The sequence below is a fragment of the Enterobacter sp. Res13-Sevr-PEC09-46 genome, from assembly GCF_015672585.1.
Lineage (GTDB): Bacteria > Pseudomonadota > Gammaproteobacteria > Enterobacterales > Enterobacteriaceae > Enterobacter > Enterobacter hormaechei_C.
Genome location: NZ_JADABR010000005.1, coordinates 46,479 through 61,906, shown reverse-complemented (window position 1 = coordinate 61,906; position 15,428 = coordinate 46,479). Strand labels below are relative to the sequence as shown.

Below are 15,428 nucleotides of genomic sequence, written 5' to 3'. Positions count from 1 at the left end.
CCTTTGGGAAAAGTTGGGATTACAGCGCCTTCATGGTGCCTTTCGGCAGAACGGCAGCTACGAAGTCACGTTTGATAACCACTTCAGTGGTGTCGTTGAGGGCGATAGCAATGTAGCCGTTTTCCGCTACTTTGGTTACGCGACCCACCAGGCCACCATTGGTCAGGACTTCATCGCCCTTCGCGATGGAGTTCATCAGGTTTTTGTGCTCTTTAGTACGCTTCTGCTGTGGACGCAGGATCATGAAGTAGAAGATCAGACCGAACACAACCAGCATCAGAATCAGAGACATCGGGCTGCCCTGCGCTGGTGCACCCGTTGCTGCTACCGCATCAGAAATAAAAAAGCTCATTCAAATTCCCTCATTATTAAAATTAATCAACGTTCAACGGTGGAACATCCCGCCCCTGACGTTGGTAGAAATCGGTCACGAAGCTCTCTAATTTACCCTCTTCGATAGCCTTACGTAAACCAGCCATTAAGCGCTGATAATAACGAAGATTATGAATGGTATTGAGACGCGCCCCCAAAATCTCGTTGCAACGATCGAGATGATGCAGATACGCGCGAGAATAATTGCGACAGGTATAGCAATCGCACTCGGAATCGAGCGGGCTGGTGTCACTCTTATGCTTCGCGTTACGGATTTTCACCACGCCATCGGTAACGAACAGATGACCGTTACGCGCGTTTCGGGTTGGCATAACGCAGTCGAACATATCAATGCCGCGACGTACGCCTTCCACCAGATCTTCTGGTTTACCCACACCCATCAGGTATCGTGGTTTATCCGCCGGGATTTGCGGGCAGACATGCTCCAGAATGCGGTGCATATCTTCCTTCGGCTCACCCACAGCCAAACCGCCGACAGCGTAGCCATCAAAGCCTATCTCTACCAGACCTTTAACCGAGATATCGCGTAAATCTTCGTAAACGCTGCCCTGGATAATGCCGAACAGCGCATTTTTGTTTTGCAGGGCGTCAAAACGGTCGCGGCTACGCTTCGCCCAACGCAGGGACATCTCCATAGAACGCTTGGCGTAGTCCCAGTCCGCCGGGTATGGCGTACATTCGTCGAAGATCATTACGATATCGGAGCCGAGATCGTACTGAATCTCCATGGATTTTTCCGGATCGAGGAAGATTGGATCGCCGTTGATCGGGTTACGGAAGTGTACGCCCTGCTCAGTAATCTTACGGATATCGCCCAGGCTGAAGACCTGGAAACCGCCGGAGTCGGTGAGGATCGGGCCTTTCCACTGCATGAAATCGTGCAGGTCGCCGTGGAGCTTCATAATCTCCTGGCCCGGACGCAGCCACAGGTGGAAGGTGTTGCCGAGGATAATCTGTGCGCCAGTGGCTTCAACTTCTTCCGGCGTCATTCCTTTTACGGTGCCGTACGTGCCCACAGGCATAAACGCGGGGGTTTCTACCACGCCGCGATCAAACACCAGACGACCGCGACGCGCGCGGCCATCGGTGGTATCGAGTTCAAATTTCATTTTTTCTCCGACGTCAGAAAAACAGTCCAACGTTGTAATACGGTGCCGCGGACTTATTCCCCGACACGCTCATTCAAAGCCTGCGGATTGTACGTGATAAACATCGCGTCACCGTAGCTAAAAAAGCGATATTTTTGTTCTACCGCAGACTTGTAGGCGTTCATCGTATGCTGATACCCCGCAAACGCGGAAACCAGCATAATCAACGTCGATTCAGGCAGATGGAAGTTGGTCACCAGCGCATCAATGACTTTGTACTGATAGCCCGGGTAGATAAAGATCTGCGTATCGCCAAAGAACGGCTCAATCAGCTCGCTTTTCGCGGCCTGCGCAGCGCTCTCAAGGGAACGTACCGACGTTGTACCGACGGCCACGACGCGATTACCGCGCGCTTTCGCCGCCAGCACCGCATCCACAACCTCCTGTGGCACTTCGGCATACTCAGAGTGCATGATGTGGTCTTCGATGCTGTCCACGCGCACCGGCTGGAAGGTCCCCGCGCCGACGTGCAGCGTCACGAACGCCATCTCAATGCCTTTCGCGCGCAGCTTTTCCAGCAGCGGTTCATCAAAGTGCAGGCCCGCCGTTGGCGCCGCCACCGCGCCAGGCTTCTGGCTGTAGACGGTCTGATACAGCTCGCGGTCGGCCTCTTCGTCCGGGCGCTCAATATACGGCGGCAGCGGCATGTGGCCGATGGCGTTGAGGATATCGAGCACCGTGCGCTCGTCGTTGAATTCCACTTCAAATAGCGCATCGTGACGCGCGGTCATGGTCGCTTTGATGCTCTCGTCATCCCCCAGCAGCAGTTCAGCGCCCGGCTTCGGCGCTTTAGAGGCGCGAATATGTGCCAGAATACGTTTATCATCGAGCATACGTTCGACCAGCACCTCAATCTTACCGCCGCTGGCTTTACGGCCAAACAGACGCGCCGGGATCACGCGGGTATTGTTAAAGACCAGCAGATCGCCAGGGTTGAGCTTGTCGAGCAGATCGGTGAAAGTACCGTGCGTCAGCGCGCCCGTTGGCCCGTCCAGTGACAGCAAGCGACAGCTGCTACGCTCAGGCATGGGGTAGTGAGCAATCAGGGATTCAGGTAGTTCAAAGGAGAAATCGGCGACGCGCATGACGTATACTCGTGACTTAAAAACAGGCGGCATAGTCTAGTGCTCACACCCTTTTGCTGCAACAACTAGCCGCCACCGGACAACGAAAACGCATGAATTTTCTCGCTCATATGCATCTCGCTCATCTCGCGGACAGCTCCCTCTCCGGCAATTTGCTGGCCGATTTTGTACGCGGCAACCCCGCGGAAGCGTACTCCCCTGAGGTTGTCGACGGGATTTTTATGCACCGCCGCATCGACGTGCTGACCGATAACCTGCCGGAAGTGACGGAAGCCAAAGCCTGGTTCCGCCCCGAAACCCGACGCGTGGCGCCGATCACGCTCGACGTCATGTGGGATCATTTCCTGTCGCGCCACTGGTCCCGGCTGTCGCCTGATATGTCGCTGCCTGAGTTTGTGCGCTACGCCCACGCGCAGGTGTCGATCATTTTGCCGGACTCCCCGCCGCGCTTTGTGAATCTGAATAACTATCTCTGGTCTGAACGCTGGCTGGAGCGATACCGCGAGATGGATTTCATTCAGAACGTCCTGAACGGCATGGCGAGCCGTCGACCGCGTCTGGACGCGCTGCGCGACTCATGGCATGACCTGGATGAACATTATGATGCGCTGGAAACCCGCTTCTGGCAGTTCTACCCGCGTATGATGACGCAGGCGAAAAATAAAGAACTGTGAAGTCGGTTCGATTGATAGGTAAAAGCTGGTGGAACGATTGTTACCACCTCTTTGTCTTATTCCCGTACTGCCTCTATACTGGCCCGCGTTGCGTTCCAAATAACCTTAGTATCTACAGGAGAATCATATGGTTCTGGTAACTCGTCCGGCTCCGGATTTTACAGCTGCCGCCGTTCTGGGCAATGGTGAAATCGTTGAAAACTTCAACTTCAAACAGCACACCAACGGTAAAGCGACCGTTCTGTTCTTCTGGCCAATGGACTTCACTTTCGTTTGCCCGTCTGAGCTGATCGCGTTCGACAAACGTTACGAAGAATTCCAGAAGCGTGGCGTGGAAGTGGTTGGCGTCTCCTTCGACTCTGAATTTGTACACAACGCATGGCGTAACACCCCTGTCGAAAACGGCGGCATCGGTGCGGTGAAATACGCGATGGTTGCGGACATCAAACGCGAAATCCAGCAGGCTTACGGTATCGAACATCCGGACGCTGGCGTTGCACTGCGTGGTTCTTTCCTGATCGACGCGAACGGCATCGTTCGTCACCAGGTTGTGAACGATCTGCCGCTGGGTCGTAACATCGACGAAATGCTGCGCATGGTTGACGCGCTCCAGTTCCACGAAGAGCACGGTGAAGTGTGCCCGGCTCAGTGGGAAAAAGGTAAAGAAGGTATGGCGGCTTCCCCAGACGGCGTAGCTAAATACCTGTCCGAGAACGTATCCAGCCTGTAATCGGCACGGTTTACCAAAAAACCCGCGAATACGCGGGTTTTTTTATGGCTTATGCTGCGCCGTCTTTTTTTACCTCGCGCCAGATGCGCCATGCCATACCCGCAAGCACCATCACCCCCGCAATCAGTACGCCCCAGACCATCAGCGTTTTCATTCTGCTTTCCTGCTCAGCCGCAGACGTCGCGGTTAAACGCGCCTCGCCACCCAGCGGGACAGGTTCCAGCGTATCCGCCATCGGCAGGGCTGCCAGATCGTAGGTTTTACGCAGTTCGGTCGGGATCAGCATATCCGTCTCCACGCTCGCCGGTTTCGCAGCCCCGTTCCCCCACGCGAGCAGGTACGGCCCCTTCCCCTGCGCGTTAAACACCAGATCGTAGCGCACGCGTTGCCCGGTCACGCCAGGCAGGTTCTCAGGCAAACGCGCATTGAGGGTCTTGATTTTTACCGCCTCGACCAGTCCGCCAGGGAGCGGAACAGGTTCAGACGTTTTGCCGCCGAGCTGGTAGATCACCTCTTTTTTCAGCGTATGCCACCGATCCTTATCCGCCTCCCGCCAGGCTATTTCTGCCGGGAGAACACCGTCGCCATTCAGCATGAAGCCGATCGCACTCAGAGGCTGCGGATGTTTCCAGCGCCACACGGCTTCGCTTTCGGATAACCGCTCCCCCTCTCCCGCCAGGCTAATGTGCTCAGATTCCGGCTGTTCAGTCGCGTTAATCGCGTTGACGCCGGTTAACGTCAGGGCAGAACGCCCCGTGTTCAGCACCAGCAGCAGATAACGATTCGCCTCAGGCGATAACACCAGATCGGTATCGATGCGGTCGAGCTTCAGGCGATCCTGTCCACTCATCACGTCCAGCAGGGGCATCTCTTCGCGCAGGGTATACCAGTTTTTCAGATCCTCGCTGTAATAGACCGATGCCGTCCCCTGCCACGAGCCCTGCGGCGTGTCCCAGAAAAGCTGGAGCTGAGAGAGCGGAACCTCCGTCGCGTTTTCCGGCAGGGTCAGCAGATAGTGCTGTCCGGCAGCCGCTGCGTGTTGCCCTTCCAGCACAATTTCCACGCCGTTTCTGGCCCGTAGCATAATTTTATCGCCGCTGTCCTCTTCTCCGCCCGGCGAGGCGTTAAGCGCAAAGAGGCGCAGCGCCGTGGTGGTCGGTGCCGGCTGCGGACGCGTCGTGGTAACCAGGCTGAACGGTACCGGCTCGCCCGACTGATTAAACACGCGCACGTCGCGCAGATCGGGCGATGTGCTCTGCTGATAAACCGCCAGCGGCAGCATGACCCGATACCACGGCGAAGAGGCAGAGGTATCAAGGGACAGGCCATAGGCATAATCCCGCGGGGATTCCGCTGGCGCGCCCTCGCAGAATGCCGGACCGGCCACGGCCAGCAGTGCCGTACAAACAACCGCGTTCATCCATTTCATTTTTCTTCTCCTGCTTTAGGCGGTAGCGGCGAGAAATAGCCCACAATCAGGACCAGGATCGCCACGCCAATAAACGCGACGGCGCGCGCCAGGCCGCCACCGCCCGCGCTGTCCACCAGCATCAGTTTGAGCATGACCACCGCCAGTAGCGCCGCACCGCCAAGCCACTGCTGACGGGAGGCGTGACGGGTGGCGCGGATCATGACCACCAGCGCGCACAACATCCAGAACAGGGCAAAGGTGGTCTGGATAAGCCGCGAATGCCACAACGACTCCCAATTCCAGGCCACCTCGCCGTACCACGCCAGCGCGCGCAGCAATGCGCCGTTAAGCCACCAGAAACCCAGGGCCATCAGCACAACGGCGGGCCACGGACGGGACTGCGCAAACGATGCCGGATAGTAGCGATCCACTTCCCGATAAAACACCACCAGCCCCAGCAGCGCGAACGCCGCCCCTTCCTCAAGCGGGTTCACCAGCGGCAGCCATGTCTGTTGATAGACCACACCGTCCTGCAAATTGGTCACGACCAGCAATACCACCAGCGCCACAACCACAGGGATCGCGGCAAGGCAGGCGTAGAGCGCAGGCCATACCCGGAACGGCCACCCGCGACGCCGTACGGCCGCGGAGAGCGCCATAATCACCCCACCGCCAACAGCCATCGCAATGCCGCTTCCCCAGGCCGCCATGCCCCACGGCAGGGAGCGGGCAAACCAGTAAAGCTCGGCGGCTATGGCGAGTAAAATCATCCACACCAGCGACAGATGCAGTCCCATTGAGATGCGCGGCAGAAGTTTATCTTCGTCGCGCCGCAGCAGCATCAGGGCGGCAGGCAGCGCAATAGCCCAGGCCAGATTTGCCCAGCCGGCCGCCAGGATTTGCTGTTGCCAGATCTGATACAGCACCATCAGCAGCATCACCGGCCACAGCAGCCATTTGCTGGCATCCAGCTCCCGCCACGCCAGACGAGCGGCAGCCTGCCGCCATCCCCAGGCCGACGCCGCCGTCAGCGCCATTACGCCTTCCAGAACCGATAACTCCTGCTTCAGGAACAGCTGCGACACGCCCAGCTGCGCCACTAACCAGAACAGCAGCCCACCGGCCAGCAATGCCCAACTGCCCGGCTGTGCGATTTTCTGCCACAGCCAGGCCGCAGCCAGCCAGCAAAGACTGAGCACTGCGAAAATAAGCAGCAGGCTCAACGAGGTGACGCCGTCCATTTGCGCCCATATCGCGCTGCCGAGCGCCAGCACCAGCAGCGCCGTCCCGCTATAGCTCATGCGCCGCTGCTGCTGTTGCACGCCCAGCCAGAGAATACCCAACCCTTCCAGCGCCCAGGCCATCGCCGTCCAGCGCGCTGAAAGCGCCAGCGGTATGGCAAGCGTGGCAAACCCGCCGCCGATCGCCAGCGCCGCCATAACCAGTGGCCGCCCGACAGACGGATAGCGTCGCAGTGCGAGAAACGCCAGTGAGAGATAAAACGCACCATAGCCCAGCGCGCTGAGCGCCGGGCCGTACGTCCAGTGAGACGTCATGCCATACTGCATCCCAAAACCAATCAGCGGCGGAGCAAACAGCAGTGCGCCGTCAATAATCTGTTTGCCTTTTTCCTGCGCCCGCAGCGACAGCGCCACGCTAAACACGCCAAAAATAAGCGTATTGGCAATCAGGAACAGCTGACAGATAGCATAGTCTTCAGGCTGGTAGTCGCTCAGCCCCCATACCCCGCCAACGCCAAACGTGAAGAGCAGCCCGAGCAGGTTGAGCTCGCGCCAGTGCTGCCAGATGCTGATGGCGAGAATGCCGATGGAAAGCATGAGATAGAAGGAGAACAGCGCCACAACGCTGCCGCCTCCGGTAGACAACAGCAGCGGCGCAAGGTATCCGCCGAGGCTCGCCAGCATGGCAAGGCTCAGCGCCTTTTGCAGCACGGCCAGCCCGACGCTCGCCGCGCAAATCACCACCAGCAGCGCAAACGCCAGCGTCATCGGCAGCATTTGCCACAGCCGGAATGCGCCAAAGACGGTCAGATAAAGCACGCCGGTCGCCCCGCCCTGGAGGATCAGCGCGTAGATCCGCTGCCTGTGCCGCAGCCGCCATCCAACGGCCAGCAGAACCATGGCAAACAGCGCCGTGGCGGCAAGACGCAGCTCAATCGGAAACAGTGAATGTTCAACGGTATAGCGCAGCAGGAAAGAGAGGCCGAGGAAGAGCAGTACAATCCCCAGTTTTGCCAGCGGATTGCCCTGCATAAACCAGCGCGTCAGCGAGGACAGGATGCCGCCAAAGGCGGAAGGCCGTTTTGCCGCCGGTACAAGCGCTGGTTCTGCTTCAGTGACGGGCGGTTCGGGACGCCAGGGATCGACAGGTGGGGTAACGGCTTCTGCCACCGACGCTGGCGTCTCCACCGGCGCGGCGGTCTGCACCGGCTCCGGCGCTTTCTCAGTGACACCGCGCTGCTCAAGCGCCTCAATGCGCTGGCGAAGCCGGGCGATCTCCTGCCGCGCCGCCGTGCTTCGGTTAAAACCTATCACCGCGAGCACGGGTGCCACGACCAGCGCAAAAACCAGGAACAAACAGCCAAGGATGTAAAGCTCGTCCATGTTTCCACCTTCACCGTAAACGATCCGCTAAGATTGACATAAATCGTTGCATTTGCGCCATCTTAAAAGGTGAAAACCATTCTGCCTGCGCTTAGCTGCCGAACCAGACCGCAGCGGAAATCGCGGGCAGCGTGAGCACGCTCTCCTGGAACGTCGCTTTACCCTCTTTGATCTTCCACGTTTTACCGGCCAGCAGCGGTGAATCTTCCAGCACCACTTCACACGCCTCGCCCCGGTTGATCGCCACCAGCACACGCTGCTGGTTATAGACGCGGACAAACACCACCACGTTATCGTGGGCGTACATCACCTGACAGCCCCCGTAGCGCAGGGCCTGACTCTGCCTGCGCAGCGTCGCCATACGCTGGTACAGGCTGAGCAGATCCTGATCCTGTTTTTCACTCTCCCACGGGAAGGTTTTACGGCAGAACGGATCGTTATTCCCCTCCAGCCCCACTTCATCGCCATAGTAGATGCAGGGTACGCCCGGCCAGGTAAAGAGCCAGGTCACTGCCAGCGGCAGACGCGCCACATCTTTACCCAGCAATGATTTAAAGCGCGCGGTATCATGGCTGTCGAGCTGGTTAAACATCCGCAGCTGCTGCTGATGCGACAGGCCAGCGCGATAGTTTTCCATCCACGCCATGCAGGTTTCGGCGTCGATATGCTGCGGATCGTAAGAGATATCGGTGTTAGCGAGGAAACCCCACAGCGGGAAGGTGAAGCCGCGATAGTTCATCGCCGCGTCTTCTGCATCAGCCTGCAACCACTGACGCGCGTCGCCAAAGTGCTCCCCGAAGACGAATGCTTCCGACCGGACCGCTTTTGCCGACCGGGTAATGGCGGCGACATGCTGAAGGTTATTCCGCGCCCCGCCTGCTTCACCCAGCATATGCACCACGTCCAGCCGCCAGCCGTCCATGCTCCACGGCGCTTTCAGCCAGTGGCGCACGATGCTGTCGTCGCCGCCGTAGATCTCATTCACCAGCGATGGCGACTGGAAATCGAGCTTCGGCAGACTCGGATAGCCCAGCCAGTCCAGGGCGCGGCCATTCTCATCAAAACTGTACCAGTCACGCTGCGGTGAGTCCGGATTATGGCATGCGCCGCTCATCGACTGATTATGACGGTCAAACCACGCGTGAGAATCACCGCTGTGATTGAACACGCCATCAAGGATCAGGCGCATACCCTCTTTTTGCGTGTTGTGCCGCAGCCGCAGCAGCGCCTCGTCACCGCCAAACTGCTCGTCAACGTGGCGGTAGTCCTGCGTATCGTATTTGTGCACGCTTGGCGCTTTAAACACCGGGTTCAGGTACAGCGCCGTGACGCCGAGCTTTTTCAGGTACGGCAGTTTTTCGCTGATACCGTCGAGATCGCCGCCGTAAAAGATCGATCCCCCCGCCTGGGCGGTCAGCGGCTCGTCCCATTTTTTCAGAATGATGTCGTGACCGACCGCATGATGGTAATAAACCTTGTCCTGATCGGCGGTGCGCTTTTCGCTGCGCGCAAAGCGGTCCGGGAAAATCTGGTAAAAGACCTGATCGTTAACCCACTGCGGGCCGTTATCCGGGTGATCCACGGCAAACTGCTCCAGCCGGGCCGGAGGAAAACGGCTGAAGCCCTGCGGGGTAAACCACAGCTGCCGGTTGTTCCACAGCAGCTTGAAGCCGTAGCGGCGACGCGGCTGCCCGCTGAGCAAATCGATATTTGCCCGCCACGCCGTGACGCCCGGCTGCGGCTGGCTGCGCACTTTGTGCATTTTCAGCGACGTTTCTTCGTTATCCACTTCGGCGCGCAGGGTCACACGTTCAGGCTGATTGTCCCCTGCCAGCCAGAGCGTAATCACAAGGTTGTCTTTGTTTTGCTTAACAAATGGGGCAACCGGAAGGTGCCAGGCGTTTAACATCACGAATCCCCTTTGATGAAATTGACGTCACCTTGCCACAGGGTGATTAAAGATAGCTCATCGTGTTCGGGATTATTGGGGGAGGAGAACGGAGGAGGAGATTTTTTCCAGGGCAAAAGGGAGTGTAGGCCGGGTAAGCGCAGCGCCACCCGGCATTTTTACCTTACTGTGCTTCCGCCAGCTGACGATCGCGGCGACATTTAAACATCCAGCCCAGCAGCAGCAGGACGATCCACGCGAAGCCCACGTACAGGGAAATACGGGTATCCGGGTGATAACCAATCAGGCCAATGATGAAGACCAGGAAGATGAGACCGACAATGGTCGTTGGCACGCCGCCCGGCACTTTAAACTTCAGCGCTTTGGCCTCTTCTGGCGACAGGCGGCGACGGAACGCAATCTGCGACAGCAGGATCATGATCCACACCCACACCGTCGCAAAGGTCGCCAGTGACGCAATCACCAGGAAGACGTTCTCCGGCATGATGTAATTCAGGTAAACCGAGAACAGCAGCGCCACGGTCATGACCAGCACCGTTACCCACGGGGTGCCGCGACGCGACGTTTTGGCAAACACCTTCGGCGCACTGCCCTGCTCCGCCATGCCGTGCAGCATACGACCCACGCCGAACACGTCACTGTTGATGGCCGACAGCGAGGCGGTCAGTACCACAAAGTTGAGAATGCTGGCGGCAAACGCAATGCCCATATGCTGGAAAGTCAGGACAAACGGGCTGCCGTTGGTGCCCACCTGGTTCCACGGGTAGATGGACATAATCACAAACAACGTGCCCACGTAGAACACCAGGATACGCATCGGCACCGAGTTGATGGCGCGCGGAATGGACTTCTCCGGATCTTTCGCTTCCCCGGCGGTGATGCCGATAATCTCAATACCGCCATAGGCGAACATGACCATCTGAAGCGACATGACCATCCCGAGCCAGCCGTTGCTGAAGAAGCCGCCGTTGCTCCACAGGTTATGGATGCCGGTTGGCTGCCCACCGTTGCCGATACCCCAGATGATGATGCCGAAACCGGCGAGGATCATGATGATAATGGTCGCGACCTTGAAGAAGGAGAACCAGAACTCCAGCTCGCCAAACACCTTCACGCTCATCAGGTTAACGGCGCAGATGATCAGCACCACGCTCAGGACCCAGATCCAGTGCGGCACGGCGGGGAACCAGACCCCCATATAGATGCCAAACGCCGTCACATCGGCAATGGCGACAATCAGGATTTCGAAGCAGTAGGTCCAGCCGGTGATAAACCCGGCCAGCGGGCCTAAGTTTTCTTGTGCGTAGCGGGAGAAGGAACTGGCAGACGGGTTGTGAACCGACATCTCCCCCAGCGCACGCATGATGATATAGGCCGCCACGCCGCCGATGATGTAGGCCAGCAGAACGCTTGGACCGGCCATTTTGATGGCATCTGCCGAGCCATAAAAAAGACCGGTGCCGATAGCCGAGCCCAGCGCCATAAAGCGGATGTGGCGGGTGCTCAATCCACGTTTAAGTTTGTTAGTGCTTTCCATTAAAATCTTGCCATTCAACACGAAAAAAACAAAAAACCACGGGGCCTTAAGCCCCGTGGTTAAACAATTTGTTGCCGTTGATTAATGGGCGTTGGATGTCACCTGACGCCCTGCCGCACGGTCCCAGATAATCGCCAGAACCAGCGCTACAACGGAAGGCATCAGCCAGGCCAGGCCCTGCTCGGACAGCGGCAGACGCTGTGTCCAGGCTGGCAGGATTTCTGCAAATGCTGATGCTTTGATCCCGTCTAGGATACCAAAAATCAGGCTGATAAACATGGCCGGCGCAATAATTCGCGTCGAGTTATGCCACCACGGGCGGGTGAAGCTCAGCACCACCAGCACGATACATGGCGGATAGATCGCCGTCAGCACCGGAATTGACACCTGAATCAGGTGGCTCAGACCGAGGTTTGACACCGCCATGGAGAAGATGCCAAGAATAAACACCAGCGTGCGGTAAGAGAGCGGCAGATACTGAGCGAAGAACTCCGCGCAGGCGCAGGTCAGACCCACCGCCGTCACCAGACAGGCCAGGAAAATCAGCGCCGCCAGCAGCATGCTGCCTGCACCACCAAAGGTATGCTGCACGTAAGCATGCAGGATCGCCGCGCCGTTTGCGCTCTGATCGACCAGCGTTGCGCTATCTGAACCCAGACGGAACAGCGCCAGATATAGCAGCGTCAGGCCGACACCGGCCATCAGGCCAGCCCAGATGGTGTAGCGAGTCAGCAGGCGCGCTTCGGTCACCCCGCGGGAACGCGCGGCGTTAACGATAACAATACCAAACACCATCGCACCGAGCGTATCCATTGTCAGATAGCCGTTCACGAAACCGTTTGAGAACGCCGCGTTCTGATAAGCGTCCATCGCGGAGCTGATGGGCCCCGCAGGCCAGACGATGGCCGCAACCGCCAGCACGATCAGCGCCACAATTTTCAGCGGAGCCAGGAAGTTACCCACGGTATCCAGCAGTTTGCCGGGATAGAGAGAAACCAGAATCACGATGGCGAAGTAAATGAGGCTGTAAATAAACAGCGGCATCGCGCCGTCACCGGTCAGCGGGGCGATACCCACTTCAAAGGAGACGGTCGCCGTACGTGGGGTCGCGAACAGCGGGCCAACGGCCAGATAGCAGACGGTTGCCAGCAGAACGCCAGCCACTTTGCCAATCGGGGTGCTGAGACTGTCCACACCGCCACCGACTTTCGCCAGCGCGATAACGGTCAGTACCGGCAGGCCCACGGCAGTAAGCAGGAAGCCAAACGCAGCCGTCCAGACGTGTTCACCCGCCTGTAAGCCAACCATTGGAGGAAAAATGATGTTACCTGCGCCAACGAACAGCGCAAATGTCATAAAGCCCAGCGCGATAATGTCACGCGATTTCAAGTGATGGGTCATAAAACCTTACTGCCTGTGGATGTGGTGTTGAATACGTTGAGATTTTCGCCATCCCTCACGGGACGATACAGCGGAAAATTTGCTCAATTTCAGCGGGATATGCTCCCGTCCTGGTGTGGCGAAGAATAGTTTTTCGATTTACCACGCAAATACAGTCGGTCTGACAGTATATGGGGGGCAATTTAAACGCTTATAACGTTTAAAGGCAAGAAGGGATCGTAAAACCAGAACAATATGCCAGCATGAAAATTCAGACCAAAATAATATGCCATGTATAAGAAAAACTCATGGCTAATCATGCGAACAAAAAAGCACCAGCCGTATAATATTCATCCGCGTTTCGCTTGACTGCAAAGCAAACGGGCCAGCAATCGCTGGCCCGTGGAAAGGTAGCCTGACACATCTGCCGTCAGGCGCTTTTTTTGGCAATTAATCGTTCCGGAATCACGAAGCTAAAGCGCGTGCCCTTACCCAGGGTGCTTTCGATATTGAGCCGGCTTTCGTGGTGGCTGACGGCATGCTTCACAATTGCCAGTCCCAGTCCGCTCCCGCCGGTCTGCCGCGAGCGCGCCTTATCCACCCGGTAGAATCGTTCGGTGAGACGCGGGAGGTGCTCGGGCCCAATCCCCGGCCCGTTGTCCTCGACGCTAAACTCAGCGCCCGCCGGGGTATGCTGCCAGCACACCGCGATATGCGTCCCTTTCGGGGTATGATTCACGGCGTTATAGACCAGGTTTGAGATAGCGCTTCGCAGCTCATCTTCACTGCCGAGCACTTTCAGCGTGTTATCAACGTCAAAACTCAGGGTGTGCTGATTATGACTCAGCGTTTGGGCTTCGCGCTCCACCACCCGCAACATCATCGGCACATCAATGATGTCGTTTAGCGCCAGCGACGGGGCAGCCTCAATCTTTGAAAGCGTCAGCAGCTGTTTGACCAGCCCTTCCATGCGGAACGTCTGCTCCCGCATGGTATGCAGTGCTTTCTCACGCGGCGCCCCCTCAAGCGTTTGCTCCTGCATCATCTCCAGGTAGCCCTGAAGCACCGTCAACGGCGTACGCAGCTCGTGGCTGACGTTGGCAAAGAAGTTACGTCTCGCGCCCTCAAGCTGGTGCATCTGGGTAACGTCCCGCGCTACCATCAGCCACTGCCGATCGCTGTAGGGCATCACGCGGATTTCCAGATGGCGACCGTTATTGAGCTTCAGATTGTGCGGGCGCGAAAAATCCCGCTTTTTCAGATACAGCGTGAACTCGGGATAACGCAGAAGGTTCAGGATGTTCTGACCATTATCATCCGGCCAGCGCAGGCCCAGCAGCTGTTGCGCGAGGCCATTACACCAGAAGATTGTCCCTTCTTCTGTCGTCAGGATCACCGCGTCCGGCAGCGACTCCGCACCGCTACGAAAGCGTTTGATCAGGCTTCCCAGCTCACGACGGCGCTTTTTGTTACGCATCTGCATCTGGTGCAGGCCGTAGAGTAGCGGTTCCCAGCTCCCGCTTCCCGGCGGGGGTGTCATACTTCTGTCGACCCACAGCCACCAGGAGAGACGCAGTAAATTCCAGAAATGCCAGACGAGCAATCCCGTCACGGCCACCAGTAAGAACCACGGCAGATAGCCAAAGATAGCCCCCAGAATGAGGGCCGGAATACAACATAAGATCAGTTCAAAGACGAGCCTTTTCCATGACAGACGTTCCAGCACGCGTCACACTCCTGTCATTGTTCAGAAACGGGTCGAGAAACGATAACCCGTGCCGCGGACCGTCTGTACCATGCGATCGTGGCCGCTCAGTTCCAGTGCTTTACGCAGGCGGCGAATATGGACGTCAACCGTTCGGTCTTCGACATAGACGTTAGTTCCCCAGACGTTATTCAGCAACTGTTCGCGGCTGTAAACGCGCTCCGGGTGGGTCATAAAGAAGTGCAGGAGTTTAAATTCGGTCGGTCCCATATCGAGGGGATTTTCACCGGTCATGACCCGGTGTGAGGTAGGATCCAGGCTCAGCCCCTGCATCTCAATCACCTCTTCCACCGCCATCGGTGAAATACGGCGCATCACGGCTTTGATACGCGCCACCAGCTCTTTCGGGGAGAACGGTTTAGTGATGTAATCGTCCGCGCCGGTTTCCAGACCGCGCACGCGATCCTCTTCCTCGCCGCGCGCCGTCAGCATTACCACCGGGATATCGCGGGTCATCGCCTCGCGTTTGATATGCTTGATAAACTGCAATCCGGAACCGCCAGGCAGCATCCAGTCCAGCAGGATCAGATCGGGCCAGGGTTCATTCAGCTGGTTCACCGCGCTGTCATAATCTTCCGCTTCAACCGGCTGGAAGCCATTTTGTTCAAGCACGAAGCACACCATTTCACGGATCGGAGCTTCATCTTCTACGACCAGAATACGTCTCGCCATACTTTGCCCTGTCTTATCGTATTTAAGTTACAAGTCTGTAATGCGGCGTCATTATGCGTCAGATTTATGACAGATTTATGAAAAACATTACCACTATAAA

The 15,428-nt window shown here is 57.4% G+C and carries 12 protein-coding genes; 2 read left to right on the top strand and 10 right to left on the bottom strand.

Annotation, left to right across the window (positions count from 1 at the left end):
* Positions 1–19: 19 nt before the first annotated feature.
* The 3 genes from yajC to queA are packed head-to-tail and all read right to left on the bottom strand — an operon-like array spanning position 20 to position 2,626.
* Positions 20–352, bottom strand: a complete 333-nt coding sequence (yajC, locus tag IMQ56_RS01565) for a preprotein translocase subunit YajC (RefSeq protein ID WP_003859109.1) — start codon at positions 350–352, stop codon at positions 20–22.
* Positions 353–374: 22 nt separating this feature from the next.
* Entirely contained in the window at positions 375–1,502 is a 1,128-nt protein-coding gene (gene tgt / locus IMQ56_RS01560) for a tRNA guanosine(34) transglycosylase Tgt (protein WP_015571303.1), read from the bottom strand.
* 53 nt (positions 1,503–1,555) lie between these two features.
* On the bottom strand, positions 1,556–2,626 hold the full coding sequence (gene queA / locus IMQ56_RS01555; RefSeq protein WP_015571304.1) for a tRNA preQ1(34) S-adenosylmethionine ribosyltransferase-isomerase QueA: 1,071 nt from the start codon (positions 2,624–2,626) through the stop codon (positions 1,556–1,558).
* 92 nt (positions 2,627–2,718) lie between these two features.
* Here queA and acpH point away from each other — a divergent pair, with 92 nt between their 5' ends.
* Complete coding sequence (acpH, locus tag IMQ56_RS01550; protein ID WP_196063765.1) at positions 2,719–3,300, top strand: ACP phosphodiesterase; 582 nt, start codon at positions 2,719–2,721, stop codon at positions 3,298–3,300.
* A gap of 127 nt (positions 3,301–3,427) precedes the next feature.
* Positions 3,428–4,030, top strand: coding sequence for a peroxiredoxin C (locus IMQ56_RS01545; RefSeq protein WP_003859113.1), 603 nt, complete (start codon positions 3,428–3,430; stop codon positions 4,028–4,030).
* 49 nt (positions 4,031–4,079) lie between these two features.
* On the opposite strand, the gene IMQ56_RS01540 is transcribed toward IMQ56_RS01545, so the two are convergent.
* The 7 genes from IMQ56_RS01540 to phoB form a co-directional block, all read right to left on the bottom strand.
* On the bottom strand, positions 4,080–5,459 hold the full coding sequence (locus IMQ56_RS01540; protein ID WP_017383163.1) for a DUF3999 domain-containing protein: 1,380 nt from the start codon (positions 5,457–5,459) through the stop codon (positions 4,080–4,082).
* A complete protein-coding gene (locus IMQ56_RS01535; RefSeq protein WP_196063766.1) occupies positions 5,456–8,065 on the bottom strand; it encodes a DUF2339 domain-containing protein in 2,610 nt (869 codons plus the stop codon). Before IMQ56_RS01535 ends, IMQ56_RS01540 begins: the two co-directional genes overlap by 4 nt.
* Positions 8,066–8,156: 91 nt before the next feature.
* The gene (malZ, locus tag IMQ56_RS01530; RefSeq protein ID WP_196063767.1) at positions 8,157–9,974 is read right to left on the bottom strand and encodes a maltodextrin glucosidase; all 1,818 of its coding nucleotides are present in this window, start codon (positions 9,972–9,974) and stop codon (positions 8,157–8,159) included.
* Between the two features lie 163 nt (positions 9,975–10,137).
* Positions 10,138–11,511, bottom strand: coding sequence for a proline-specific permease ProY (gene proY / locus IMQ56_RS01525; protein ID WP_196063768.1), 1,374 nt, complete (start codon positions 11,509–11,511; stop codon positions 10,138–10,140).
* An 81-nt stretch (positions 11,512–11,592) separates the two neighbouring features.
* Entirely contained in the window at positions 11,593–12,912 is a 1,320-nt protein-coding gene (gene brnQ, locus IMQ56_RS01520; protein ID WP_003859118.1) for a branched-chain amino acid transporter carrier protein BrnQ, read from the bottom strand.
* Positions 12,913–13,321: 409 nt separating this feature from the next.
* Positions 13,322–14,617, bottom strand: coding sequence for a phosphate regulon sensor histidine kinase PhoR (phoR, locus tag IMQ56_RS01515; protein WP_017383159.1), 1,296 nt, complete (start codon positions 14,615–14,617; stop codon positions 13,322–13,324).
* A gap of 21 nt (positions 14,618–14,638) precedes the next feature.
* Positions 14,639–15,328 carry a phosphate response regulator transcription factor PhoB gene (gene phoB, locus IMQ56_RS01510; RefSeq protein WP_003859122.1) on the bottom strand — a complete coding sequence of 230 codons (690 nt, stop codon included), beginning with the start codon at positions 15,326–15,328 and terminating at the stop codon, positions 14,639–14,641.
* Positions 15,329–15,428 lie beyond the last annotated feature (100 nt).

Excerpts from the sequence above, each read along its gene's own strand:
- yajC (WP_003859109.1), bottom strand. The coding sequence starts at position 352 with ATGAGCTTTTTTATTTCTGATGCGGTAGCAGCAACGGGTGCACCAGCG.
- tgt (WP_015571303.1), bottom strand. The coding sequence starts at position 1,502 with ATGAAATTTGAACTCGATACCACCGATGGCCGCGCGCGTCGCGGTCGT.
- queA (WP_015571304.1), bottom strand. The coding sequence starts at position 2,626 with ATGCGCGTCGCCGATTTCTCCTTTGAACTACCTGAATCCCTGATTGCT.
- acpH (WP_196063765.1), top strand. The coding sequence starts at position 2,719 with ATGAATTTTCTCGCTCATATGCATCTCGCTCATCTCGCGGACAGCTCC.
- IMQ56_RS01545 (WP_003859113.1), top strand. The coding sequence starts at position 3,428 with ATGGTTCTGGTAACTCGTCCGGCTCCGGATTTTACAGCTGCCGCCGTT.
- IMQ56_RS01540 (WP_017383163.1), bottom strand. The coding sequence starts at position 5,459 with ATGAAATGGATGAACGCGGTTGTTTGTACGGCACTGCTGGCCGTGGCC.
- IMQ56_RS01535 (WP_196063766.1), bottom strand. The coding sequence starts at position 8,065 with ATGGACGAGCTTTACATCCTTGGCTGTTTGTTCCTGGTTTTTGCGCTG.
- malZ (WP_196063767.1), bottom strand. The coding sequence starts at position 9,974 with ATGTTAAACGCCTGGCACCTTCCGGTTGCCCCATTTGTTAAGCAAAAC.
- proY (WP_196063768.1), bottom strand. The coding sequence starts at position 11,511 with ATGGAAAGCACTAACAAACTTAAACGTGGATTGAGCACCCGCCACATC.
- brnQ (WP_003859118.1), bottom strand. The coding sequence starts at position 12,912 with ATGACCCATCACTTGAAATCGCGTGACATTATCGCGCTGGGCTTTATG.
- phoB (WP_003859122.1), bottom strand. The coding sequence starts at position 15,328 with ATGGCGAGACGTATTCTGGTCGTAGAAGATGAAGCTCCGATCCGTGAA.